A 25,063-nucleotide genomic window follows, 5' to 3' on the forward strand; every position below is an offset into this window, starting at 1 on the left:
CGGGAACCGGGAGACGAGCCGGGCAACGGCGCGCGCTCAGGCGCGGCTGCCCGGTACGTACTCCTCGGGGCGGTCCGCCGGGTAGACCGCCGCCATCGCGCGGTCGCTCTGCGCGCGGGTCCTGACGGTGATGCGGTCACGGGCGATGCCGAGGCCGACAAGGTGGGCCACCACGGCGTCGGCCCGCTTGCGCGCCAGGTTCCGCACCGGGAGCGGACCGCCGCGGGCGTGCCCTTCGACCACGACCGGTGCCGCCGACTGCTGCCACGCCGGGGCGACCCGGTCGAGCAGGGCGGCGCTGTTGGGCAGCAGGACGTCCGAGTGGTTCTCGAACAGCAGGTGGGGGACGGTGGTGGTGGCCACCGTCATCGGATTGAGCGCGGTGATGCGGTTCTTGGCGTGGAAACTGCGCGCGTCGCCGGGCTCGTACATCTTGAAGTACCACATGTCGCCCATCGCGGACCTGGTCTCCCGCTCCAGTACCTCGCGGGCCGTGCGCATGGCCTGCTGCGGGGGCATGACCTGCCCGGGGTTGGCAGCCGCGTACGCCTCGGCGGCCTGCCGCGCGGCCTCGCGCAGCAGCTGCTCCATCAGCGTGTTGCGGTTGAAGTTCTCCAGTGTGATCTGGTCGCCGCCGTCGCTGCTCTCGGCCACCACCGCCGCGTAGTGGTAGACCCAGATCCGCTCGGCGGGCACCCGGTTGCGGGAGAAGTCGAAGTTGCCCGGGACGCCCGCGCGCGGCTCGGAGCCGATGGTCTGCGTGGTCAGCGCCTCGCCGACCCGGGCACGGGCATGCTCGTTGAGGCCTACGGCGTACTCGCTGTCCCGGAGTTCCTGGTGGAACAGGCTCGTGCCGTAGGCCTCTCCGGGAGCCCGCTGCGGATCGGCGCTCTGCGTCGCCCGTGCCGCCTCGCGCGGATTCCCCGGCGGCCGGGCCGAGCTCAGGGCGCCGGCGAGCCGCGGGAGCCCGGTGACGCCCTTGGGACCGATGTCCGAGGAGACGCCCTGGCCATCGGGTCCGCGGAAGACCGCATGGCCCAGGGGGCCGCCGGTCAGCTTCTGGGCGACCTCCACGCACTCGTGCTGGACGAGGTGCATGAACCTCGTCAGGACGACGTCGTCCAGATCGGTAGCCCGGCGCGGCCGGACCACCACGAGCCGCTCCCCGTCGGTGCTGGTCAGCGAGTAGCCGCCCGAGGCCAGCCGGATATAGCTGCCCGCATCCGCCAGCGACCGGTTCGCGGCGGCCACGACAGCCGGAACGGCGTAGAACTCCTTGGCCCCGAACTCGGAGTTCATGGCAATCGTCCGGTCGTTGGACCAGGTCAGGGTGACCGGGGCCGCCGCCGGGCCGTTTCGTCCGACCGTGCCCTGGAAGGTGCCCTCGTCGAGGGTCACGGTGACCGAGGGCTCGTTCAGGGCGAAGGCCGGCAGCTGGTCGCCGGACGCCGCATCGTACTGAGGAGTGGCCGGGGCGGAGTCGTCCACGTATCGCTGGATCCGGTGGACGTAGGAGGTCGCCGCGCGGTTGCCGGCGGTGCGCTGGAGGTCCATGACGACGCCGGCGGGTCCGGCGGGCCGCAACGGCCTGCGGGCGGCCGGGTAGGCGGCGGTGCGCTGCGTTTGGGCGGCACTGTCCGTCCGCCTGTTGTCGCGTGCATACACCCCTCCCAGACTGGCGTCTGAACCCGGCGGGTTGAAGGGGCACCCGGGCAGTCCGTGGTGCATCCGGGGGTGCCCTCCGGGGACAACCGGCCCACTGCCGAGGCAATCAGTCCGCGGCACCCACCGGCCAAGGCTCTGATATGAAACGGATGTCATTGTCAATACTGTCTGCTCGGAGCAGCGCGCCGCCGCAAGCACAAGATCCGGGCCCCCTTCCCTTATCCGAGGGGCGTGGAAACCCTGGAGGGTGAGAAGCCGGACGGCGGACGCGACGCGGAGAGGACGAGCCATGAGTGAGGAACGGTTCGAGGACGGCTGGTACGTGGATGAGCGATGCACGAACTGCGATGTCGCACGGCAGCTCGCGCCAGGCCTGATCGGTGAGGTCGACGGCCGGTCGGCCGTCCTGCGCCAGCCACGCGACCACGCCGAGGCGCGGCTGGTCCACGCTGCCGCGTATGCCTGCCACACCCGGTCGATCCGTCGCCCGGGCGGACGGCTGGACCCGGCACAGGACCCTTTCCCGATGGCCCTGGACGACACCGTCCACCTGTGCGGACACAACTCCACGCACACCGCCGGCGCCAACTCCTACCTGTTACGTCGCCCCGACGGCACGACGATGATGGTGGACACCCCGCGCTGGAGCACCGCGCTGGCCGCCCGCTACGAGGAACTGGGCGCCGTCACCGACGTCTTGCTGACCCACCGCGACCATGCCGCGCACGGCCGGCGCTACGCCGACCGCTTCGGCGCCCGGCTGTGGATCCACGAGGGAGACCTCGACGCCGCCCCGGACGCCGACCACGTCCTGCGCGGCACCGACCCGGCGGAGATCGCGGACGGCGTGATCGCCCACCCACTGCCCGGCCACACCCAGGGCAGCGTGCTCTACGTCGCCGACGAGCGGTACTGCTTCAGCGGCGACAGCTTCTACTGGTCACGCACGACCGGGGACCTCGAGGTGGCCGAGAGCGTCACCTGGTACTCCATCACCGAGCTGGCCGCCTCCTTGGCGCGCACCGCCGGCCGGCTGCGCTTCGAGTGGCTGCTGCCGGGCCACGGCGACCGCCGACGCCTGCCCGCCGACGAGATGGCCCGGCGGCTGCGCACGCTGACGGCCCACACCCGTGAACTGCGGCCCCAGCCCATCGACTTGACCGCGGTGCGCTGGTAGCGGCCCGGTCCAAGCCGTCGAAACGCCTGGCGGGCCAGGGCAATCCGGTGGTGACGCGGCCGCCTGTGCCAGCATGTGATCCCATGCGTGCTGCCTACATCGAAGAGCTGGGCCCGGCGGACGTCATCCGGTACGGCGAGATCGCCGCTCCCCGGCCCGGTCCCACCGATGTGCTGGTCGATGTCCTGGCCACCACGGTCAATCCGGTGGACACGTTCGTCCGGTCGGGTCTCTTCCCCACACACGTGGACTTCCCCTTCGTCGTCAGCCGTGACCTGGTCGGCACGGTCGCGCAGGCGGGCCCCGGTGCCACCGGCCTCCGGGCCGGGGACCGGGTGTGGTGCAACAGCCTCGGGCACGGAGGCAGGCAGGGCGCTGCGGCGGAGCAGGCGGTCGTGGCGGCCGACCGGCTGTACCGCCTGCCCGGCGGAGTCGACCCGTACGCCGCGGTCGCCGCGGTCCATCCGGCGGCGACCGCCTATCTGGCCCTGTTCGTCCACGGGCGGCTCCACGTGGGCGAGACCGTGCTGGTCGCGGGCGCCGCGGGCAACGTCGGCAGCGCCCTGGTGACCATGGCGGTACGATCCGGCGCCCGCGTCCTCACGACGGCGGGTGCGCGCGACGCCCAGTACTGCGCGGAGCTGGGCGCGGCCGAGGTGTTCGACTACCGGGATCCGGACCTGACCGGGCGGATCCGCAGGGCCGCGCCCTCGGGGGTCGACCTGTACCTGGACACAGCGGGCGTCAACGACCTGGAGACCGCGGTCGGCCTCCTCGCCCGCAGGGGCCGCGTGGTGCTGCTCGCCGGTGCCAGGACCCGCCCCGTGCTGCCCGCCGGGGCCCTCTACATGAACGACCGGTCCGTCGTGGGATTCGTGATCTCCCACGCGACCCCCGACGAACTCGCCGAAGCCGCCGCATACATCAACGACCTCTTGCGCCAGGGCGTGCTGCGCCCGCGCAGCATCGAGGTCTTCCCGCTGAGCGCGGCAGCCGACGTGCACGCCCGCATGGAGAAGGGCGAACTGCACGGACGGCGCGCCGTCCTGCGCACGGACGTGACCGCCGGCGACTGACGCGCCCGTCGGAAAGCAGCCAGTCAGCGGGCGGGCCCACATCGGAGCGACGTCGATGTGTACGTTGGCCGATGTCAGCGCCACATGTCGAGCCGTTCGGCAACGGCCAAGGGGAAGACGAACACATGGCACGCGTCGCCGTCATCACCGCGCCCAACATCGGATACCGCAACACAGGGATGCTGACCGTCGACTTGGCTTTCGAGTCCCTGCGACGGCGACTGGGCGACGAGATCGACGCGGCCTGGTACACCCTCCATCTGCCGGAGACGGTGCCGCTGCGCGCGTGCGCCCAGGGAACCGACTTCCCGTTCCGTTTCCATGAGCTGACCGAGCACCTCGACTCGCTCCGCGACCACGACGCGGTCGTCTTCTGGGGCGACTTCCTGCACACGCGGCACTATCTGGCCCAGGACGCGACGAACCGCCTGCTCGACTTCGGCATCGCCGAGGACCGCGACGCCGCCCGGGCCCTGCTGCACCGCACCCTGCTGCTGGCGGACCAGCCGGACGAACTCCTCTCCCGGACCCTCAGCTACGGCGGCACGATCCTGCACAACACGCAGTCCGACTACGAGGACAAGGAGTACGGCCCCCTCTTCTCCCGCCTGATGACGCGAAGCCATCGCGTCTGGGCGCGCGACCCGCTGTCGGCGGCCAAGATCGCCCACCTCCGGGGAGACCGTACGACCGACTACTTCGGCTCCGACGCGGCGCTGTTGTCCCGCCCCGGCGACCTCGACCGCCTCCCGGCCACGGGATGGTCCGAGCAGGTCCCGGAGGGCGGTGCGATCGGCGTGTTCCTCGGCGCCCGTACCCCGATCCCCGACTGGTTGCCCGCCTTCTGCCAGAGCCTTTCCGATCGCTTCGGAGCGCCCCTCGAATGGCTGCCGTGGTTCGACCGGGACATCCCGTCCCGGGTCGGTCACATACCGACCCGCCCGGGTGACCACACCATCGGCGACCTGGTGCGCGTCCTCTCCCGCTATCGACTGGTGATCACGGACACCTACCACCTGTGTGTCAACGCCTGGGGTGCCGGCACTCCGGTGGTGTGCGTCGGCGCCCCCGAACCTCGTCCGACGACCGACGACGACTACCTGACGCTGAGCGACGTGAAGAAGCACGTGTTCCACATGGCCTACGACGCCACGGACTTCTACCTCTCCACGCTCCCCGACACCCTGGAAGCCCATGAGCGCCGCGCTGACCGGCTCGTACACCTCGTGGAGGACGGCGGAGCCGACGCCGTGGCAACGCGGATCCGCGAGCACGCCGACCACTCGGCGACTTCCTTCACGGAGACACTCACGTCGTTGGTCACGAGCGGGTGACCAACGACGGGCCCGGAGGCAAGCCGGTGGTCCTGACCGAGGAGAGCTTCCGGCACACCGCGGACTCCGGGGTGGTGAGCCCCCTGTCGAGTACGACGACCTGCCGGTTCCGTCCGCAGACAAGCGGACAAGCGGACAAGCAGGGCGGTGACCCTGTCGATGACGTCCACCACGGCTCCCGTCGACGAGGACCGTCTCAACAAGGCCGTGCGGAGTGCGCTGTGCGCGGTCCGGCGCTGACGTCGGGTGGGAGCCCGCGACTGCGCCGACGAATGTCAGGACTCCTTGCAGCGGCGCTCATTGCTGTTTGCCTTCGCGGATATCCGCGAAGGGCGGCGCGGTGATGGTGGAGAGGTGACAGGTGTCCGTACCCGGTCGAGATCGAGAGCTCCTCGACTGTGACCGCGTAGTAGAACGGCACCGAACGCGGCGCCTCAATAGTGCTGCCTGATCAGCCCATTGACCGTGTCGCCGGGGGGCGGGCGGGAAGCAGCTTCACCGTTTCCGGGCCACCCCCCGCGGCCGCCCGCCCATGACGCCCGAGTGCTGCAGGGAGAACTGGTGCTCGCTTGCGTCTTCGCCGGTGTTGCACGCCCGTGGCGGCAGCTGTGCGGCCGGAGTCTTCCCAGCTGAGGCTCCCCAACTCGGCCTGGCTTCCGGCTGGTCGGGCCAAGCAGGCGGCTCTTTGTCCTCGACCGCTGGGGCCCGCGTGAAGTCCGGCCGGGTGACCCCGGATCTCCCAGGGGGCCGGGATCGCCCGCCGGCCTCGGCGGTGTGGTGCCGAGGACACAGAATGCGAACTTCGCGCTCAGAAACTGCTGTTGGCCTCGTTGACATGCCCTGAGCCCACGCGTTTCACTCGACACTCGTGCATGGCAACGTTGTCAGGCCGGGAGGTGACCGGCGCCGTTGCCATGCACTGACGTCCTTCGGCACGTCACCACCTGTGCGAAGCACGAACCGCTGCGGAGGCAACCGATGGTCAGACCCCGACGTTCAGCTGCGCCACGTAACCGAAAAGGACTCCGGCAACGCCTGGCCGTGATCTCCGTCCTGGGTATCGCGGCACTCCCGCTCCCGGCGATCGGGGACGCCCATGCCGCGAGCGCCGCAACACCGGCCCTGGTGCAAGACCCCGCGTCTCTCGTCAACCCCCTCATCGGTACGTCCGGAGAGGTGGACACCTTCCCCGGCCCCGACATGCCGGCCGGCATGGTGCAGTGGGGTCCCGACACGACGCCCGACCGCCCCTCCGGCGGCGGCTACGAGTACAACGACGACAAAATATCGGGCTTCAGCCTCACCCATGTCTCGGGACCCGGCTGCGGCGTCGCGGGAGACCTGCCCGTCTTGCCGGTGACCGGCACGCTGTCGGGCAACCTCGGCAACGCATCCGTCGGCTTCAGCCACGACGACGAGCACACCGTCATCGGGTCCTACAAGGTCACCGACGCGGGCGGGGTCACGACCCAGCTGACCGACACCACCCGCGCCGGCCTGGGCACCTTCACCTTCCCCGCGGGCCGCCAGGCGAACCTGCTGTTCAAGCTCAGCGGCGGCGCCACACAGGTGGACGGCACCCGCGTCCAGGTGGTGAACAAGAAGGAGATCAGCGGGTCGGTCGACAGTGGCCACTTCTGCGGCGCGAACAACCGCTACACCCTGCACTTCGACATCAAGTTCGACCAGCCGTTCACCGGCAGCGGCACCTGGGTCGGCAGCACCATCAACCCCGACGCGAGGTCACTGAAAGCCGGCAAGGCCCGGCAGAACCTGCAGACACACCCGTCAAAGCCGCTGAAGGAAAAGCACTTCACCGTTCCCGCGGCCCCGTCCCCGACCGTGCACGGGAGCGCCGACAAGTCCCCCGGCACGCCGTCCCCGGCCGCGAGTGCCGGCGCGACGCCCCGGACGTCAGCCTCGGGCAAGACCGCCGAGCCCCCCACGACGGGCGCGAACGGCATGTACCTGACCTTCGACACCTCGTCCAACCCGACGGTGAAAGCAAAGGTCGGCATCTCCTACACCAGTGACGCAGGCGCGGCGGGCAATCTCGCCACCGAGGTCAGGAACTGGAACTTCGACGCCGTGGCGCAGGCGAACCACGACGCCTGGAACGCGGTGCTGAAGAAAATCCAGATCGGCGGCGGCTCCTCGGACCAGCAGGCGCAGTTCTACACCGCGCTCTACCACGCGCTGCTGCACCCGAACGTCTTCTCGGACGACAACGGCCAGTACATGGGCATGGACAACCAGATCCATGAGCTGTCCAAGGGCCAGCAGGCCCAGTACGCCAACTACTCGGGCTGGGACACCTACCGTTCCCAGACCCAGCTGATGGCGATGGTCGAGCCCAAGGTCACCAGCGACGTCGTGACCTCGATGCTCAACGGCTACGACCAGACGGGCCTGCTGCCCAAGTGGGCTTCGAACAACGGCGAGAGCTACGTCATGGTCGGTGACCCGGCAGCCGGCATCATCGCCGACGCGTACGCCTTCGGCGCCCGGGGCTTCGATGCGGACAAGGCGCTCGCCGCCCTCCAGCACGAGGCAACCGCCCCGAACAACGACCGCCCCGGCGAGTCGGTGCGGGACACCAAGGGCTACCTCCCGCTGGACGAGAACGACTACGGCTGCTGCAACTTCTACGGCCCCGTCTCCACACAGCTGGAGTACGACTCCGCCGACTACGCCCTTGCCGCCTTCGCGAAGTCGCTGGGCAGGACGGCCGTCTACCAGAAGTTCGCCACCCGTGCCCAGGACTGGATGAACGTCTTCAATCCGCAGACCGGCTACATGCAGGCGAAGAACAAGGACGGCCAGTTCGCAGGCGGTTTCACCCCGGGCACCTCCAACGGCTTCGTGGAGGGCACGTCGGCCCAGTACACGCCGATGGTCCCCTTCAATGTCCAGCAGCTCATCCAGGCACGCGGCGGTGACAAGGCGTACTCGTCCTACCTGGACAGCCTGCTCGACAACATCACCAACCCCGGCAACACCAACGCCAACCTGAGCAACGAGCCCAGCGTGGAGATCCCCTGGGAGTACGACTACACGGGCCAGCCGTGGAAGACCCAGGAGGCCGTCCGCGAGGCCCAGCAGAAGCTGTACTTCAACGCCCCGGTCGGCTCGTTCGGCAACGACGACCTCGGCGCGATGAGCTCCTGGTACGTCTGGTCCGAGCTGGGCATGTACCCAGAGACCCCGGGCACGGACACCCTGGCACTCGGCAGCCCGGCGTTCCCGGTAGCCGCGGTGGCCCTCGCAGGTGGAAAGACGGTGCAGATCAACGCGCCGCAGGCGGCACCCGAGGCCCCGTACGTGCAGTCCCTCGACGTCAAGGGCAAGGAGTGGAAAACCTCCTGGCTGACGTACCAGCAGTTCAAGGGCGCGGGCACGGTCGACTTCACCCTCGGCACCCAGCCCGACAAGTCCTGGGCCTCCGACCCGTCGGCGGTGCCGCCGTCGGACACCACGGGTGGCGACCGTGTCCTGGCGGCGACCGGCCCCTCCAGCGACGGCCTGGTGCTCCAGCCGGGTGCGTCCGGTGACGGCACGCTGGACCTCACCAACCTCGGCAGCAAGGACATCACCGTCGACTGGAAGGCGACGGCGCCCTCCGGCGTCACGCTCGACTCCGCGTCCGGCTCGGTGCAGGTGCCCGCCTCGGGAAGCGCCGAGGCGAAAGTCCACGTGACCGCGGGCGCGAGTGAAGGAACGTTCCCGGTCACCTTCGCGCTGACCGACCACAGCACCGGGGCGGCACTGAGCGGGGCGGCCCTCCGCGTGGCCGTGGCCAAGGCCGGCGCGCTGTGGCCGTACGACACCAACGAAGGCATCTACCCCGACGGCACGAGCTTCTCGGGCGGCTTCGACAACGGCGGCTGGGCGTTCTCGCAGAACGCGCTGGCGGCGGCCGGCGTCACCAGTGGCTCCACCGTCACGGTCGACGGCATCTCCTACACCTGGCCGACGGTGACGTCCGGTCATCTGGACAACCTGGAGATGGCCGGACAGACCATCCCGATGCCGGCCGGCATGTCGGGCGCGTCGTTGGGCCTGCTGGGCACGGCGACCGACGCACCGACCGACGGCAGCGGGGTCTCGGGCACGATGACCGTCACCTACACCGACGGCACCACCTCGAAGGCGGCGGTCGGCTTCTCGGACTGGACGCTCAACGCCGGTTCGAGCAAGCCGATCGCGGGTGACACCACGGCCGTCACCACGGGCTACCGGAACACCGGCAGCGGCGGCCGGGACGGCGTGAAGACCTACGTCTTCGCCATGAAGCTCCCGCTCGACGCGTCCAAGCAGGTGGCGTCGATCACCCTGCCGGTGACGGGCTCGACAGGCACCGACCACCTGTTCGCCTACGGCTTCGGCCAGTGAGACCCGGCAGACACTGACGACGGGGGCCGGTTCCCGGGGCGCACGAGCCGCGGGGACCGGCCTCGCGGGGCGTGTGTGCCCGGCCATTCCGGCCGCGTGCGGCGTCCCGACGGCACCCTCCCCGCTGATGCGGCCACGGCCAGGACCGGTCCTGCCGTGCGGCCGGTGATCCGGGCTCTGCCGGTGCACCAGGACAGTGCGGCCGACATCATGGGCCAAGTTCTTCGACCTGATGGTCCAGCTTGCCGACCGCGCCGCCGCGTGTATGCAAGGTCCGCACCGCACGGCCGTCCCCATGGGCGGCCCTGTTCCTGAGCCGGTCGCCGCCGATCAGGTCGGCGGGCCCGCGGTCCGTCTCCGGGGCGCACAGCCAAGGACCGCCCTGGCCGCAGTCTCGCCCTCGCCGCGGTCGTGTCCGACGTGAGAGAGGACGGGAACGGTGTGAGACTGGGCACGGAAGGGGTGATCCGTGTGTCGGACCCATCGCACGTGTCCTCCGGTCCCGACACCGCCGTCGACGAGAATCGGCTGGAAGAGCTGATCAGCGAGGCGCAGACGGCCCTGCCCTTCGAACTGCCCGCCCTGGCGAACCGGTGCGCCTCGGCCCTCGGCCTGGACACCGCGGCGATCTACCTCGTCGACCTGCAGCAACGGCTGCTCATCCCACTCGACGAGGCCCTGGATCCGCTGCCGGTGGACCACTCGCCGGCCGGCCTGGCGTACCGCACGGTCTCCCCGCGGGTGGCCGCAGCCGACGACGGCTCGATCGTCTGGATGCCGCTGATCGACGGTTCGGAGCGGCTGGGCGTGCTGTCGGTGCGGGCCGCCTCGCTCGACGAGGTACGGATGCGCCGCGGCCGGATGCTGGCCCATCTGTTCGCCATGCTGATCACCTCCAAGCGCGCCTACAGCGACTGGCTCGCCGCCCGCTCCCGCACCGCGCCCATGCAACTGCCGGCCGAGATGCTGCGGGCCTTCCTGCCGCCCCACACCGTCGGCAGCCGCAGGTGCGTCTCGACCGCGGTCCTGGAACCGGCGTACGACATCGCCGGCGACGCCTACGACCACTCGGTGGTCAAGAACGTGCTGCACACCATGATCCTCGACTCCATGGGTCACGATCTGGCCGCCGGCTTGACCACGTCGGTCGCCATGGCCGCGGCGCGCAACGCCCGCCGGGGCGGTGGCGGCCTGGCGGACGTCGTCGGCACCGTCGACCGGGCGCTCGCCGAGTGGCTGCCCGACCATTTCTGCACCGGCGTGCTGTGTCGGCTCGATGCCGAGACCGGGGTGCTGCACTGGGTCAATTGCGGTCACCCCCCACCGCTGCTGATCCGTGGGGAGCGGGTGCTCGCCGGGGCGCTGGACAGCCCCCCACAGCCGCCCATCGGCCTGGCCGGCCCACTCGCCCCGGCAGCCCGGCAGGTCCACGAGACGACACTGGAACCGGGTGACTGCGTCCTGCTCTACACCGACGGTGTCGTCGAGGCCCGGGATGCGGACGGTGCGGAGTTCGGTCTCGACCGGTTCACCGACTTCATCATCCGCTCCAATGCCGCCGGCCAGCGCCCGGCCGAAGTGCTGCGGCTGCTCATCCACGCCGTCCTCGACTACCAGCGCAACCAACTGGGGGACGACGTGACCATCCTGCTTTTCGAATGGCACCCGCCGTACCGGTGACGCGGTATCACGCCGAGCCGCCGTCGCCGCCTGTTCGTGAGGGGTCGTCATGGCGCCGCCGGCTGCGCGACCAGCCGGATGTTCCCTGCATACCCTCTGGGCCACTTGCCCCAGATCTTCCGGTACGCCTCCCGGTAGCCCGAGGGGTCCCAGGTCGTGGCCCCTGCGCTGTTGGCCGCCGTGGAGATGTGCACGGGCGCGACATAACCGCTGGCCGGACGGCTGGAGAAGGCGCGGTTGAACTCGTCGAGGATCTGCCAGCCCTGCAGCGACAGCGGTTCAGGGACGGTGGCCGCCTGGTACTGCCTGCTGTTGACGCGCTGGAAGGCGGACGGGTCGCCGTCGCCGGCGCCGATGTTGAAGGGCGGGCCAGAGCCCTTCTCTCCGGCCGAGCGGAACGCGGGGGCGGCGTCGGCGAAGTACAGGTCGTTGATCGCGACGGAGTAGGTCCACCGGCTCCCGAAGCGGGAGAGAAGGGAGGAGACCTCCCTGGGCGTACGGCTGCTCGCGTCCGGGATCGGGATGTTCTCGTACGCCAGCATCCGTACGCCCGCACAGGCGGCCAGCCTCTTCCTGATCAGTTCGGACTTGTGCTTGGCGAAGGGGATCGAGGCGTCGGTGAAGAGGACGACCCCGGCGTGGCCGTGGGAGCGTGAGATGACCCACTGCGCGCTGATCGCGGCGACGTCGTCGACGTTGGTGGTGACGTTGGTGAAGAGCCTGGGTTTCACGCTGGGGCCGGGGGATGCGACCGCGTGCCAGCCGATGAGCGGGATGCGCGCGGCAGTGGCCCACCCGATCTGCTCGGAGGTGGAGTTGGGGTCGAAACCGCCGATGACGATGCCCGAGGGCTTGAGTGCCACGGCCTCGCTCAGCGCCGACTGGATGCCGGCGGGGGTGCCCTCGCCGTCGATCACCCGGACGTTCCAGCCGATGACCCTCGCGGCCTCCCTGACGCTCTGCGCGACACCCGCGACTCCGGGGTTGGTCATCGTCTGTGCGACGTAGACGATCGTCTTGCCGGACACCGCCGCGGGGCCAGTGGCCGGCCCGTTCCAGGGGATGTCGGTCTTCTCCGCCCGGGCGACGGCGGTCTGGGCCCTGGCCTGGTCGGCGGGGCAGCCGTTCGGACCTGCGGTGGAGAACCCGGGGCCGTTCGACGAGCCGCGTTCGCAGCCTGCGAGGGCGGTTACGGCTGCCAGCAGCAGGGCGAGGGAGACGGATCGCACCGTGAGGACGCGGGGGACGGCCTTGAGGTTGCGGGGCACGGGAGCTCCTCGCCGGGGAATGAGGGTGACGCGGCTGGAGGGGGACGCAGAGAGCCGTGGCGTGGGTCATGGAGGGGTGCCCGCTGTGCCACCGTCCGGTGTCGAGGACGACGGCTCCGGGGGCGGGGTGGGCGCGTCACGCGACGTGCCCGTCCCGGTGCGCAGGCGGCGGGCGGAGTAGCCGGCCAGACCGACGGCGAGAAGGAGAGTGCCGCCGTGGAACAGGGGGATCGTCCAGAAGTCGGCGCCCATCTGGCCGATGCCGGTGAGGCCGACGGCGAGCACGGCGACGGCGACGAGCGTTCCCAGGGCGTTGGGGCGGCCGGGTTTGACCGCGGTGGAGCCGAGGAGGGCGCCGACGAAGGCGGGCAGCAGATAGTCGAGGCCGACGTCGGGATTGCCGATCTGCTGCTGGGCCGCGAGCAGTACACCGGCGAAGCCGACGAGCAGTCCTGACGCGGTGAACGCGTAGACGGTGTACCTGCGGATCGGGATGCCGACCAGGTCGGCGGCGCGCGGGTTCGAGCCGACGACGTAGAGGTACCGGCCGAGCGGCAGCCGCTCCAGCACCAGCCAGAGGGCGACGGCGAGGGCGAGTACGTAGAAGGCGGGAACCGGAAGGCCGAGGAACCTGGAGTCGTAGAGGTCGGTGAAGGCGGTGGGGAGACCCTGCGGGCCGGGGACGATCCGTCCGCCGCCGGTGACCCAGCCGGTCACGGCGTACATCATGCCCCCGGTCCCGAGGGTGGCGATGAAGGAGTCGATCCGGCCGAACTCCACGACGACACCGTTGAGGGCGCCCACGACCACCCCTCCGGCGATCACCGCGAGGCAGGCCCACGGCCAGGGCCACCGCTCGTTGACGATGAGTTGCATCACCATGACGTGCGCCAGGCCGAGACCGTAGCCGATGGAGAGGTCGAACGCGCCGGTCACGATGGGGACGGTGGCGGCGAGCGCGAGGACGGCGGGGATCGACTGGTCGGACAGGGTCGAGTCGACCGTGTCCCGCGTGGGAAACGTGCGCGGCAGGAGGAGAGAGAAGACCAGGAGGAGCAGAGCGGTGAGGGCCAGGAGGCCGTAGGTGCTGACGAGTTGTCCGGCGCGGCCCCGTCGGTGCGGCGGGGACGGGGACGTGGAGGAAGAGGGCGACGCGCTCATGAGGTGGTCGCGGTTCCGGAGGGGGGCATGGCCGAGGCCGCCCGGGTGAGCCCGGCGACCGTGAGGGCCGGACCGCTCAGCTCGGCCGTCACGGACCCGTGGACGAACACCAGGGCGCGCCGGCACACACCCGCGATCTCCTCGAAGTCCGTGGAGACGAGCAGCACCGCGAGGCCGGTGCCCAGCGCCTCGTCGAGCAGGCGGTAGACGGCGGCCTTGGCTCCGACGTCCACGCTCGCGGTCGGTTCCTCCAGGATCAGCAGGCGCAGGCCCACCCGGAGCCACCGGCCGATCATGACCTTCTGCTGGTTTCCGCCGGACAGCGTGCCGATGGGGGCCTCGCTGTCGCGGGGACGCACCGAGAACCGTTCGATCAGGTGGGCGGCCTCGGCGCGTTCACGGCGTGGAGCGATCCAGTGCAGCGCCGACAGGCCTCCGGCACGCGGGTTGGCCAGGAGGTTCTCCCGTACGGTCAGCTCGGCGGCGCAGCCCTCGCGCTGTCTGTCGCCGGGCACGAAGCCGACACCGAGGCGAACGGCGTGGGCGACCGTGCGGGGCCGGTACGGCCGGCCGCCGAGGAGTGCTTGGCCGTCGAGGAGGGGCCGGGAACCGGCGAGAGCTCGGCCCAGGTCCATGTGCCCGGCGCCGGAGAGGCCGACCAGGCCCAGGACCTCCCCGGCCCTGAGTTCCAGGCCGACCGGTCCCGCGCCGGCGGTCCGTACGCCGTCGAGGGTCAGGAGAGCCGGGCCTTCGGCGGGGACGGTGGCGGGGCGGTAGTGGGTCGGTTCGTCGCCGGCGATGTCATGCACCAGACGGGCAGGGCTGTGGCCTGCCAGGGTGCCGTGGCTGACGAGGCGGCCGTCGCGCAGGACGGCGAAGGCGTCGGCGACCTTGTACACCTCGTCCAGACGGTGGCTGACGTAGAGGAGGCCGTGCCCCTGGCCGCGCAGGGCGCGCAGGACGCGGAAGAGCCGGGCGCAGTCCGTGGCGGGCAGGCGTGCGGTCGGCTCGTCGAGGACGATGAGCTTCGCCTGGGTGGCCAGGGCCCGGGCGATGGCGACCAGCGAGCGCTCGGCGGGGGAGAGGCGGGCGATCGGCGTGGCGGGGTCGAAGTGTCCGGCGATGATCCGCAGGGCGTCGGTGCAGCGCTGCTGGGTGCGCGGCCAGGAGATCAGTCCGGCCCGGCGCTGATATCCGGTGCTCAGGGCAATGTTCTCGGCGACCGTCATCCACTCCACGAGGCCGAGGTCCTGGTGGATGAAGGACATGGCGCGGGAGGCGGCATGACTCCCTAGCGGGTGCCCGTCCACCGTGACCTGTCCGTCGTCGGCGTGGTGGACGCCCGCGAGGACCTTGATGAGGGTGGACTTTCCGGCTCCGTTGGGGCCGAGGAGGGCGAGGACGCTGCCGGCGTGGATGTCGAGGTCGACCCTGTCCAGTGCGAGCGTCCCGCCGAACCGCTTGGCGAGTCCGCGGATGCGGACCAGGGGTTCCGCAGAGGTGTCGGGAGGGTCGTGCACGGACATCTCCGAAGGTCGGCCTGGCGAGTCTTTCCCGACTGTCGCCGTTGATCCTAGTGGGCCGATCTATGACATTTTGGATATTTGCTGGTTTATATGACACCAACGGGTCAGTGGCGCCCGCCGGCCTCAGATGCCGTCGAGGCCGCATTCGGCCCAGATGACCTTGCCCCGAGGCAGGTAGCGCGTACCCCAGCTCTGTGCGAGCTGCGCAACGAGGAACAGGCCCCGGCCGCCCTCGTCGGTGCTGGCCGCCCGGCGCAGGTGCGGGGCGGTGTTGCTGGTGTCGGAGACCTCGCAGATCAGGGTGCGGCCGTGGAGCAACCGCACGCGGACGGGTCCGGAACCGTGCCGGATGGCGTTGGTGACCAGCTCGCTGAGGATCAGCTCCACCGCGAAGGCGGCTTCGTCGAGTCCCCAGTCGGCCAGCCGACGCAGGGCGCGGGCGCGGACTTCGCCGACGCGGGCGGGGTCGGGCTGCAGGTCCCAGCTGGCGATCCGGTCGGGGGCCAGGGCATGGGTGCGGGCGACCAGCAGGGCGATGTCGTCACCGGGGTGGGCGGGTGCCACGCTGTTCAGGACCACCTGGCAGGTCTCCTCGGGCGTGCGTTCCGGGTGGCGCAGGGCCCCGCGCAACCGGTCGAGGACCCCGTCGACGTCGCGGTACCGGTCCGCGATGAGTCCATCGGTGTAGAGGACCAGCTGGCTGCCCTCGGGGACGTCCAGCTCGATGGCTTCGAAGGGCAGGCCCCCTAGGCCGAGAGGAGGCCCGGCGGGCAGTTCGGGGAAGGACACCGTGCCGTCGGGGCGGACCAGCGCGGGGGGAGGGTGCCCGGCGCGGGCCATGGCGCACTGCTGGGTGGTCGGGTCGTAGATGGCGTACAGGCAGGTCGCGCCGATGATGTCCGCTTCGCCGGCGGCTGGGTCCTCCCGGTCCAGGCGTCCCACCAGATTGTCGAGGTGGGTGAGGACTTCGTCCGGGGGGAAGTCGAGTTCGGCGAAGCTGCGTGCGGCGGTGCGCAGTCGTCCCATGGTGGCGGCGGAGAGCATGCCGTGGCCGACGACGTCTCCGACCATGAGGCCGACACGGGTGCCGGAGAGGGGGATGACGTCGTACCAGTCCCCGCCCACGTCGGATTCGGCGGGCAGGTAGCGGTGGGCGACCTCGGCGGCGTCCTGGTCGGGCAGCCCCTGGGGGAGCAGGCTGCGCTGCAGGGCCAGGACCATGGTGCGTTCGCGTGTGTAGCGCCGGGCGTTGTCGATGGACAGGGCGGCACGGGTGGCGAGTTCCTGGGCCAGCGAACGGTCGTCGTCGCCGAAGGGGGCGGTGCCCTGTCCGCGGTAGAAGGCGGCGACCCCTAGGACGACACCGCGGGCCGTCAGAGGGACCGCGATGAGGGAGTGAACGTGGGTCAGCAGCTCCTCGGTGTGCTCGGGGTCGTGGGCGAGCCAGCCCGCGGCGACCTTCAGGTCCGGTTCCAGCACCGCCTCACCGCTGGTCAGACAGCGCAGCTGTGGCGTGGTCGGGCCGTAGTCGACCTGCTTGCCGACCGGGTGGAAGGGGCAGTTGTCCTGGATGCCGTGGACGACCGCACGGCGCAGGTCGCCGTGCGGGTCGCTGGACTCCTCTCCGCGCAGTACGGCCTCGGGCAGGTCGATCGTGACGTAGTCGGCGAGTCGGGGCACCGCCGTCTCGGCCAGTTCCTGGGCGGTGCGGCGCACGTCCAAGGTGGTGCCGATCCGCGTGCTGGCCTCGGACAGCAGCTCCAGGCGGCGTCGTGCGGCGAGGGCGTACCGTCCCACCTCTGGCTCCCCCACGAGCAGCAGCCCTCTCGACGGCGGCGCGGAGGCAGGATGAGTGTGTCCCGCTCCGACGACGGTGACACCCGTGCCGCCCACGGCGACCTGGCCGGGTGCGGGGATGGCGGCGGCTCCGGACGGCAGGACGTCACGGGAGGCGGCCGGCTCGGCAGGGGAGCACGGCACCTCCTCGATCTGCCGCAGACCGATGAGGGGATCTCGTGGTGCGGGGCCGGCAAGGACGGCCTCGATGGCCAGCCCCTGCACCCCGGTGGCGCTCGTCATCGGACGGCTCAGCAGCGTGACCCACCGTCCGTCGGACAGGGGGACGTGAACGGCGGCCCGCTGCGCGCAGGAGATCAACTCGGTGGCTTTCTCCATGAGGAGCGCACGGTCATGGGGCTGCTGTCCGAGGGCCAGCTCGTCCAATCCGATGGTGTGATGACGGCCGATGGCGGCTTCGGCTTCGGTGGCCAGGTAGGCCCGCAGCAGAGCGCGCTCGCGTGCGGAACTGTGGCTGAGCAGCCGCCGTTCGATGGCTCGCGCCGCGTTGCGTATCACGGTGGCCAGCGCGGGATGGTCGAAGCTGCGTGGATAGCCGAAGCACAGGACGCCCTCGATACGGCCGCTGAGCGGGTCGCGGACCGGGAGTGCGCGGCAGGCGCTTCCCTGGGAGCGCTCGGCGAAGTGCTCGGCACCGTAGACCCGGATGAGCTGCCGCTCCGCCAGCGCGAGACCGATGCCGTTCGTGCCTGCGACGTGTTCGGCGAATACGAACCCCGGCACGCGCTGGATCGCCGGGAGGCTCCTGGCCAGGGACGGTTCTCCGAAGCGACGCAGGAGGACCGTTCCACGCGCGTCGGCGACGCAGATGTTCATCTGGCTCCCGGCGAAGCTGGACTGCAGCCGGTCGAGCACCGGCACGGCCGCGCGGATGATCCGTGCGTCCGGATCGAGATCCTCTCGGAAGGGAAGGTCGGACTGGTCCGGCGAGAGCCCGAGGGACCGGCAGCGCTGCCAGGAATTCGAGATGGGCGTGCGTACGCCCGCTTCGACGGGCTCACCCTCCAGAAATCGCTCACGCGAACGTACGGGCCCTGTGCCGTCTGTCGCACGTCCCATCGGCGTCGCCGTCCCGCCGAACCGAACCACGCTTCGCCTCACTTGCGATAGTCCGTTTTTCAGAAAATATCTGGCATATATGAGAATACGAACATTGATGGCTTTGGTCACGGTATGGAAGATTCTTCATGAGCATGGCCGGTCGGGCCGGTCGTCACAGGACCGCCACCGGATTGACGGGTGAGCCCGTCCCGCCGGGGACATTCAGCGGCGCCACGACCAGCAGGAACTCATATCGCCCGGCCTCTGCGGTGGCGGCGGAGAGGGCTTCCAGATCGAGGTTGTCCAGCAGCGGGACCCCCATCGCGGCCATGGCCAGGGCATGGACCGGCGAGTGCACGCCTTCCACGGGCGAGGGCCGTACATCACTGTCGCCGTCACCGCCCAGTAGCGCGATGCCACGCTCTGCGAGCAGCGGTACGGCGTCCACGTGGAAGCCCGCGCTCGCCGTGTCGGGGTCCCAGGCCCCGAGCTCCGTGCGGCGGCGGACGTGCCCGGACCGCAGCAGCACCGCGTCTCCCTCGCCGATCGTCACATCGAGCGCCTTCTCCGCGGCGGTGATGTCCTGTGCGTGCACCGCTTGTCCCGGTTCCAGCCAGCGGATCCCGAGAACAGCGGGAAGGTCGAGGAACACACCCCGGGTGACGAGGGGCCCGAGCGTCGACACCGCTCCGAAGCGGGCGCCCGAGGAGCCGACGGCGTCGCCGGCCGTCCGGCCTCCGTAGAGCTGTCCCCGGTAGGCGATGTGGCACAGGGCGTCGAGATGCGTGATGCCCTTGCCGTGGTAGTCGGCGGCGATGAAGTCCTTGTGGGTCGAGGGCTCCGGGCTCTCCACGTCACCGAGATCCGTCATGTGGTGCAGAGCGGGATTGCGGTTGTCGGGGCCGGGGCGCGTGTTCCAGGGCAGCGCCAACGGGACGACCGTCCCGGACCGCACTCCGGCCGTGGCCCGCCGCACATGGTCCGCGGTCACTCGGTTCCAGGCACCCCGGTCGGCCGGGTCCCAGCGCCCCCATGTGCGGACCGCCTCGAAGAGCGCGTCGAATTCCCGACGCGAGACGGCGGGTCCGTTTCCGGTAGCGGCTGATCCGGGATCGGGGGCATCGGCGGACTTCGAAGTCATCTGTACTCACCGTTCTCCGGGCGTGACACAGAGAGCGTGGCGCTCGTGATCAACTCCAGCTTGGCACAGTGGCCGCGCCGCTCGGCCCGGGAACTCGGGTCCAGCCGCGGTGCGCGCGCCGAGCGTCCCGATCCGGCACGAGCCAAAGGCGCCGAGCCGGAGGCAAAATGAGGCATGGGCACGACGGACTTCTCCCGAGCAGCCGCCGGCCGGCCGTTGACCGGCCCGTCCACGCCGCCCAGTGGCCTGCTCGATCGGCTCAGCGTCGCGGCCGTGGTGCTGAATACGAACGGCCAGGTGGTCTTCTGGAGTCCGAAGGCCGAGGAGCTGTTCGGCTACACCGCGGCGGAAGCGCTGGGTCGGTCCGCGGCTCGGCTGACGGTCCACGAGGAGCATCAGGACGCGGTGATCAAGCTGTTCGCCGAGGTCATGGAGTCCGGCACCGATTGGGCCGGGGCGTTCCCGATCCGGCACAAGGACGGCAGCACCCGCCTGGTGGAGTTCCGCAACATGCGGTTGCTGGACGATCTCGGTGACGTCTACGCCCTGGGGCTGGCCGCGGATCAGGCCGCTGTGGAGCGGGTCGAGCGAGATGCCGCCCTTGCCGTGCGTCTGGTGTCCCAGTCCCCGGTCGGACTCGCCATTCTGGACCCGGACCTGCGGTACGTGGCCGTCAATCCTGCTCTCGAACGCATCACCGGTCAGTCCGCCGCCGAGCGTCTTGGCCGACCGGTCGGCGAGGTCCTGACCTTCCTGGACACGGACCCCGAGGCGCGTCTGCGCCGTGTCCTGGAGACGGGCGAGTCGGTCGTGGACCGGGACATCGTCTGCCGTCCCCCCGGCGACCCGGACCACGAGCATGCCTGGTCCGTCTCGTACTACCGGCTGGAGGATTCCGGGGGGCGGGTGCTGGGCCTGGCCTATTCCGTCATCGACGTCACCGAACGTCATCGAGCCGCTGCCGAGGCGGCACAGGCCCGGCAACGGCTGGCACTGATCGCCATGGCTTCGGCCTGCGTGGGTTCCACCCTCGATCTGGAGACGACAGCGCGCGAGCTCGCCGACGTCGTCGTACCGGTCCTGGCCGATGTGGCCGCCGTGGACGTACTCGACAGCGCCCTCGACGGCCGGACCGCGCCAGATGAGGGACCGGCCCTCTTCCGTGCCCTTGCCGTGAGCGGCCCACTCCACCGAGGCAGCCCGCGCGGCCGACCCGCCAGGTGGACTCGCCTCCTACGACAGCGACTGCCTGATCACCCGGTGCGTGCGCACCCGCCAACCGGTACTGGTGCCCCACACCACCCGTGCGGATCTGGAGCGCATCGCCCGTCATGGTGAGGCCGCCTCCCTCCTGGCGACGGCCGGCGTGCACTCCTACCTGGCCGTACCGCTGATGGCCCGGGGTGAAGTCCTCGGCGCCCTCGACCTCGTACGCACCCGGAACCCCGCTCCTTTCGACGACGACGACGTGTTCCTCGCCCTGGAGCTGGCCGCCCGAGCCGCGGTCTGCATCGACAACGCCCGTGGATATCAGGCCCAGCGTCATGCGGCACTCACCCTCCAGCGCAGCATGCTCCCCAAGCTCCCATCGCACCTGCCGGGCTTGGAGGTTGCCTGCCGCTACCAGCCCGCCGGTGCCGCGAGCGAGATCGGCGGCGACTGGTACGACGCCATACCCCTGCAGGGAGACAAGACCGCCCTGGTCGTCGGGGATGTCATGGGCAGCGGCATCAACGCCGCCGCCACCATGGGTCAACTCCGCAGCGCTGCCCGTGCCTTCGCCGAACTCGATCTCGCCCCGGCCGAGGCCCTGTATCACCTCGGTCACCTGACCGAAGGGGTCGAGCAGGCCATCACCACCTGCATCTACTGCGTCTACGACCCTCACCGGAGCCGGTGCCGGATATGCCTCGCCGGCCACCTGCCCCCTGCCCTGCTGCGTGTCGGCCACGCGCCGCAGCTTCTCGACCTTCCCACCGGCGCACCGCTGGGCGTCGGCGGGGTCCCCTTCGAGGCCGCCACCTTCGCCTTCCACCCCGGCGACGAGCTGGTTCTCTACACCGATGGCCTGGTCGAAACGCGGAGCGAACCCATCGACGCCCGCCTCGACACCCTGCTCGACGCAGTCGCGGCGACACGTGGCCATGATCTGGAAGAGACCTGCGACCGCGTCCTGGAGATTCTCCGGCCGCCCGGTGGCGAGGACGATGTCGCTCTGCTCATCGCCCGATCCCAGCCCTGACCGGTCACAGCAGGCGAATGCCGGGGGACTCGGCGCTGCTGTACGCGTTCGTCCCAGCGGTTTCCTCGTCGGCCGCTGGTACCCGTCCAAGGGATGGCCGCCTCGGCCCAGACGGTCTTCCCTGACGAGGTGTCTCGCGTGCCCCAGCGTTGGGACACCTGCGCCAGCATGGACGGGTCGGGCGGTGGGGCCTACAGCGCCCGGTCGCACAGTTCTCCAGTGGGCGTCGGTGCCAGGTGAGCGCATGAGCAAGGCGATCGATTCCGCTGTCGACGTCGGTGCGCCGGTCCGCCACGACGCCGCCGGTGAAGAAGGCCACGACGCTGTCGCTGGACAAGTTCAGCTCACGTTCTCGCAGGGCAGGCCACCGCCCCGCTCGCATCGGCCACGATCGGCGGGGGATGGCCCGCGCTTGCCCAGATGCTCCGGCCGCTGACCGGGTCATGGATCGCCAGAGCGAAGCTTCGGAGGCGGTCGTGTTCGACCTGGTCCGGCTAAGAGACAACGTATCCTGGCCCCCGACGACCAAGTCCCGCGACCGACGTTGACGGTTTGCTGACCGACAGCCCTGCCGCACTCCGCTGACCTGCGGTAACGATAAGCGGCTGCTCGCCCCGAAAGGCATCCGATGACCCAGCCTCCCGCCGTTCCGGCCGTCGAGCGCAACGACGCCAAGCACCGGTACGAGATCCTGGTCGACGGCGAGCGCGCCGGGCTGACCGCCTACCGCGACCACGGCGATCAGCGCGTGTTCTTCCACACCGAGATCGACGAGGCCTTCGCCGGACAGGGCCTGGCCTCCCGGCTGGTCGAGGAGGCGCTCACCGACGTACGGGCGTCCGGGAAGCGGATCGTGCCCGTCTGCCCGTACGTGGCCGAGTTCCTGAAGAAGCACGAGGAGTTCGCCGACGTCACCGACGAAGTGACCCCCGACGTCCTGCAGTGGCTGGACACCGAACTGGGCTGACCGTCCGCACAGCGCCGGGCGCGGGCACTCCGGGGGGACCGCGCGAGATGCCGCCCGGTCCCACCCGGCGCCGGCTCAGCCCGCGTGCACGGAGCCCGCGTACCGCTGGGCGAAGCGGGTGCCCGTACCCGCGGTGACCGTGACGTCGTACCGCCCCTCTCCGGTGGGCCACGTCAGCCGTGCGCGGTCGCCGGCGCCGACCCACACGGTGTGCTCCTTGCCCGCGAAGTCGTTCGGCGTGAGCGTGAAGGCCACCTCGATGCCACCGGAGTTGCGCAGCTCCAGCTCGATCGACGCGTGCTCGGACCGCCCGGACCGCACGCTTCCGTATCGCCCACCCGGATATGCCGGGGCACCTCGCCGCTGACGTCGACTCAAGCCGTGCTGTGCACAGTACGTCAGACGGCGGGCTCGACGGTCACCTCCGGTGCGGGTGCGTTGACCAACAGCAGGTCCTTGAACGAGGCCCCACATCCCGATGCCATCCCGGAGGTACCGGACGCGTGGGATGGGTCGACGGATGGGATGACGGCATTCCCCCTGGAGTCGCTGCGGGAGATGGACGGAGGGGGGAGGGGCGCGGAGAGGTTGGTTCAGAACGGGTAGTCGGCGATGTCCGGGCGTACGGTGACCCACTGCGTCTCGGTGAAGGCCTCGACGTTGGCGGCGGCTCCGCCGAACCGGGACCCGGTGCCGGACGCCTTGACTCCGCCGAAGGGGGCGTTGGGCTCGTCGTCGACCGTCTGCTGATTGATGTGGATCTTGCCGGAGTCGATCCGGTCGGCGAGCTTCATCGCCGTGCCGACGTCTCCGAGGATGCCGACGGACAGCCCGAACTCGCAGTCGTTGACGATCCGCGCGGCCTCCTCCAGCGTGGAGAAGCCGATGACGGGTGCGACGGGTCCGAAGATCTCCTCGCGCCACGCCGGCATGTCGGTGGTGAGCCCGGTCAGTACGGTGGCCCGGTACCCGGCGCCCACGATCTCGCCGCCCGCGGCCAGCGTCGCGCCCGCCGCGACGCTGTCGGAGACGATCCCGTGCACCCGCTCCAGCTGCCGCCGGTCGATGAGCGGCCCCAGCGCCACGTCCTCCCGTGCGGGGTCGCCCACGGGCAGCGCCTCGGCCTTGGCCGTGAGCGCGGCGGTGTACTCGTCGAGGAGCGACTCGTGCACGATGTGCCGGCCAGTCGTCATACAGATCTGCCCCTGGTGCAGGTACGAGCCGAACGCACCGGCCGAAGCCGCCTTCTGCACGTCCGTCCCGGGCAGCACCACCAGGGCGTTGTTCCCGCCGAGTTCGAGGTGGGCCCGCTTGAGCAGCCGGCCGGCCCGCTCGCCGATCGCCCTTCCGACCGGCGTGGATCCGGTGAAGGAGACGACCCGCACCTCGGGCGCCTCGACGACCGCCTGCCCGATCGAGCCGTCGCCCGGGAGCAGATGGAGCACCCCGGCGGGCAGCCCGGCCTCCTCGAAGACCCGCGCGATGACGACACCGCCGCTGACCGCCGTGCGCGGATCCGGCTTGAGCAGCACCGCGTTGCCCAGCGCCAGCGCGGGCGCCACCGAGCGCAGACCGAGGATCAGCGGGAAGTTGAACGGTGCGATCACGCTCACCACGCCGGCCGGGCGCCGCCGGGCGAGCGACCAGCGGGCGTCCTCGGACGTGAGCACCTCGCCCTGCGGATGGGTCGGCAGCCCCGCGCACTCGAAGCACTCGCCCAGTGCCAGCTGCACCTCGAAACCCGCCTTGGCCCGTACGGACCCCGCCTCCCGCACCAGCCAGTCCTCGATCTCGGCGGCGTGCTCGGTGAACAGCGCGCCCGCGCGGCGCAGTACGGCCGCCCGCTGTTGCGGAGAGGTGGCCGCCCAGGACTGCTGGGCCTCGGCGGCGCGGGAGGCGGCGCGGCCCACGTCCTCGGCGGTGGCCAGGCCCACGGTGCCGAGCCGAGCCCCGGTCGCAGGCTCCGTCACCGGCTGCTCGCGGGTGGCATCCTTCCAGCCGTCGCTGAAGAGCTTCTTGTTCCAGATGTCGCTGTCCAGGAGTGTCATCGGTTTCCTTCCGTCACCCGTGCCGGGCGAACTCTCTGCGGAGGAGCGGGACTTGGTCGCGCGCGGTTGTCCGGAGGGCGTGGTGAGCGCGCGCTGTGTCGACCGGACGAGGCGGAGCCGTCCGATGCTCCGGACAGTACGGCCCCCAGCCCCTCCACACCGCCGACGTGCCGGGCAGGTACCCCGTGGCCGTCCGCGATATGGGTGAAGTCCAGGCCCGGATGCCCAGGCCCGTCGCGTCCGGCACACCGAGGAGGCCGCCGCACCAGCGCGGTGCCACGTACGTCCCCTTGCGCAACAGCACCACTTTTTCAGGACGCAGAGTTCCGTCTCGCCGCGTCGTCTCCATGTTGGGAACGTTCCCCGTCGGCAGCGGGAGGCCCGAGACGGGATGACAAGGAGCGTGCACACCATGGATCAGGAGAACGTGAGCGCCACCCTGACTGTCGCCGTGCCCGTCGCCAGGGTGTTCGCGGCGCCGGCGGCCC

The 25,063-nt window shown here is 70.7% G+C and carries 14 protein-coding genes and 2 pseudogenes; 7 read left to right on the forward strand and 9 right to left on the reverse strand.

The genetic code is table 11. The features are described from left to right. Positions 1-36 precede the first annotated feature (36 nt). The gene (locus AV521_RS18695) at positions 37-1,665 is read right to left on the reverse strand and encodes an OmpA family protein (protein WP_076089616.1); all 1,629 of its coding nucleotides are present in this window, start codon (positions 1,663-1,665) and stop codon (positions 37-39) included. Between the two features lie 289 nt (positions 1,666-1,954). On the opposite strand from AV521_RS18695, the gene AV521_RS18700 reads away from it, so the two are divergent. From AV521_RS18700 to AV521_RS18720, 5 genes are all read left to right on the forward strand, one after another. After that, complete coding sequence (locus AV521_RS18700) at positions 1,955-2,842, forward strand: MBL fold metallo-hydrolase (protein WP_076089617.1); 888 nt, start codon at positions 1,955-1,957, stop codon at positions 2,840-2,842. 83 nt (positions 2,843-2,925) lie between these two features. Further along, on the forward strand, positions 2,926-3,918 hold the full coding sequence (locus tag AV521_RS18705; protein WP_076089618.1) for an NADPH:quinone reductase: 993 nt from the start codon (positions 2,926-2,928) through the stop codon (positions 3,916-3,918). Between the two features lie 125 nt (positions 3,919-4,043). Then, positions 4,044-5,252: a polysaccharide pyruvyl transferase family protein gene (locus tag AV521_RS18710; protein ID WP_076089619.1), complete on the forward strand. Its 1,209-nt coding sequence runs from the start codon at positions 4,044-4,046 to the stop codon at positions 5,250-5,252. Between the two features lie 1,041 nt (positions 5,253-6,293). Next, on the forward strand, positions 6,294-9,644 hold the full coding sequence (locus tag AV521_RS18715; protein WP_256725600.1) for a lectin: 3,351 nt from the start codon (positions 6,294-6,296) through the stop codon (positions 9,642-9,644). Between the two features lie 489 nt (positions 9,645-10,133). Continuing rightward, complete coding sequence (locus AV521_RS18720) at positions 10,134-11,324, forward strand: PP2C family protein-serine/threonine phosphatase (protein WP_076089793.1); 1,191 nt, start codon at positions 10,134-10,136, stop codon at positions 11,322-11,324. Positions 11,325-11,371: 47 nt separating this feature from the next. Here AV521_RS18720 and AV521_RS18725 read toward each other — a convergent pair whose 3' ends face one another. The 5 genes from AV521_RS18725 to AV521_RS18745 form a co-directional block, all read right to left on the reverse strand. Further along, the gene (locus AV521_RS18725) at positions 11,372-12,592 is read right to left on the reverse strand and encodes a substrate-binding domain-containing protein (RefSeq protein WP_079249299.1); all 1,221 of its coding nucleotides are present in this window, start codon (positions 12,590-12,592) and stop codon (positions 11,372-11,374) included. A 66-nt stretch (positions 12,593-12,658) separates the two neighbouring features. Further along, positions 12,659-13,753: an ABC transporter permease gene (locus tag AV521_RS18730; RefSeq protein ID WP_076089621.1), complete on the reverse strand. Its 1,095-nt coding sequence runs from the start codon at positions 13,751-13,753 to the stop codon at positions 12,659-12,661. After that, positions 13,750-15,279 carry a sugar ABC transporter ATP-binding protein gene (locus tag AV521_RS18735; protein WP_107480948.1) on the reverse strand — a complete coding sequence of 510 codons (1,530 nt, stop codon included), beginning with the start codon at positions 15,277-15,279 and terminating at the stop codon, positions 13,750-13,752. Before AV521_RS18735 ends, AV521_RS18730 begins: the two co-directional genes overlap by 4 nt. Positions 15,280-15,402: 123 nt before the next feature. Further along, positions 15,403-18,195, reverse strand: coding sequence for a SpoIIE family protein phosphatase (locus AV521_RS18740; protein WP_076089622.1), 2,793 nt, complete (start codon positions 18,193-18,195; stop codon positions 15,403-15,405). A 154-nt stretch (positions 18,196-18,349) separates the two neighbouring features. Then, complete coding sequence (locus AV521_RS18745; protein ID WP_076089623.1) at positions 18,350-19,318, reverse strand: cyclase family protein; 969 nt, start codon at positions 19,316-19,318, stop codon at positions 18,350-18,352. Positions 19,319-19,492: 174 nt separating this feature from the next. Here AV521_RS18745 and AV521_RS18750 point away from each other — a divergent pair. Beyond that, a pseudogene (locus tag AV521_RS18750) lies at positions 19,493-21,560 on the forward strand (SpoIIE family protein phosphatase). A 344-nt stretch (positions 21,561-21,904) separates the two neighbouring features. Here AV521_RS18750 and AV521_RS50905 read toward each other — a convergent pair. After that, a pseudogene (locus tag AV521_RS50905) lies at positions 21,905-22,033 on the reverse strand (hypothetical protein); the annotation flags it as partial. Between the two features lie 155 nt (positions 22,034-22,188). On the opposite strand from AV521_RS50905, the gene AV521_RS18755 reads away from it, so the two are divergent. Then, positions 22,189-22,527, forward strand: coding sequence for a GNAT family N-acetyltransferase (locus AV521_RS18755; protein ID WP_076089624.1), 339 nt, complete (start codon positions 22,189-22,191; stop codon positions 22,525-22,527). A 75-nt stretch (positions 22,528-22,602) separates the two neighbouring features. On the opposite strand, the gene AV521_RS50910 is transcribed toward AV521_RS18755, so the two are convergent. Together AV521_RS50910 and AV521_RS18765 are read right to left on the reverse strand one after the other, a co-directional pair. Continuing rightward, positions 22,603-22,848, reverse strand: a complete 246-nt coding sequence (locus AV521_RS50910) for a phospholipase domain-containing protein (protein WP_256725601.1) — start codon at positions 22,846-22,848, stop codon at positions 22,603-22,605. 272 nt (positions 22,849-23,120) lie between these two features. Then, positions 23,121-24,575: a benzaldehyde dehydrogenase gene (locus tag AV521_RS18765; protein WP_076089625.1), complete on the reverse strand. Its 1,455-nt coding sequence runs from the start codon at positions 24,573-24,575 to the stop codon at positions 23,121-23,123. Between the last annotated feature and the right edge of the window lie 488 nt (positions 24,576-25,063).

It is taken from the genome of Streptomyces sp. IMTB 2501 (assembly GCF_001953885.1).
In the GTDB taxonomy this organism is placed as follows: Bacteria; Actinomycetota; Actinomycetes; order Streptomycetales; family Streptomycetaceae; genus Streptomyces.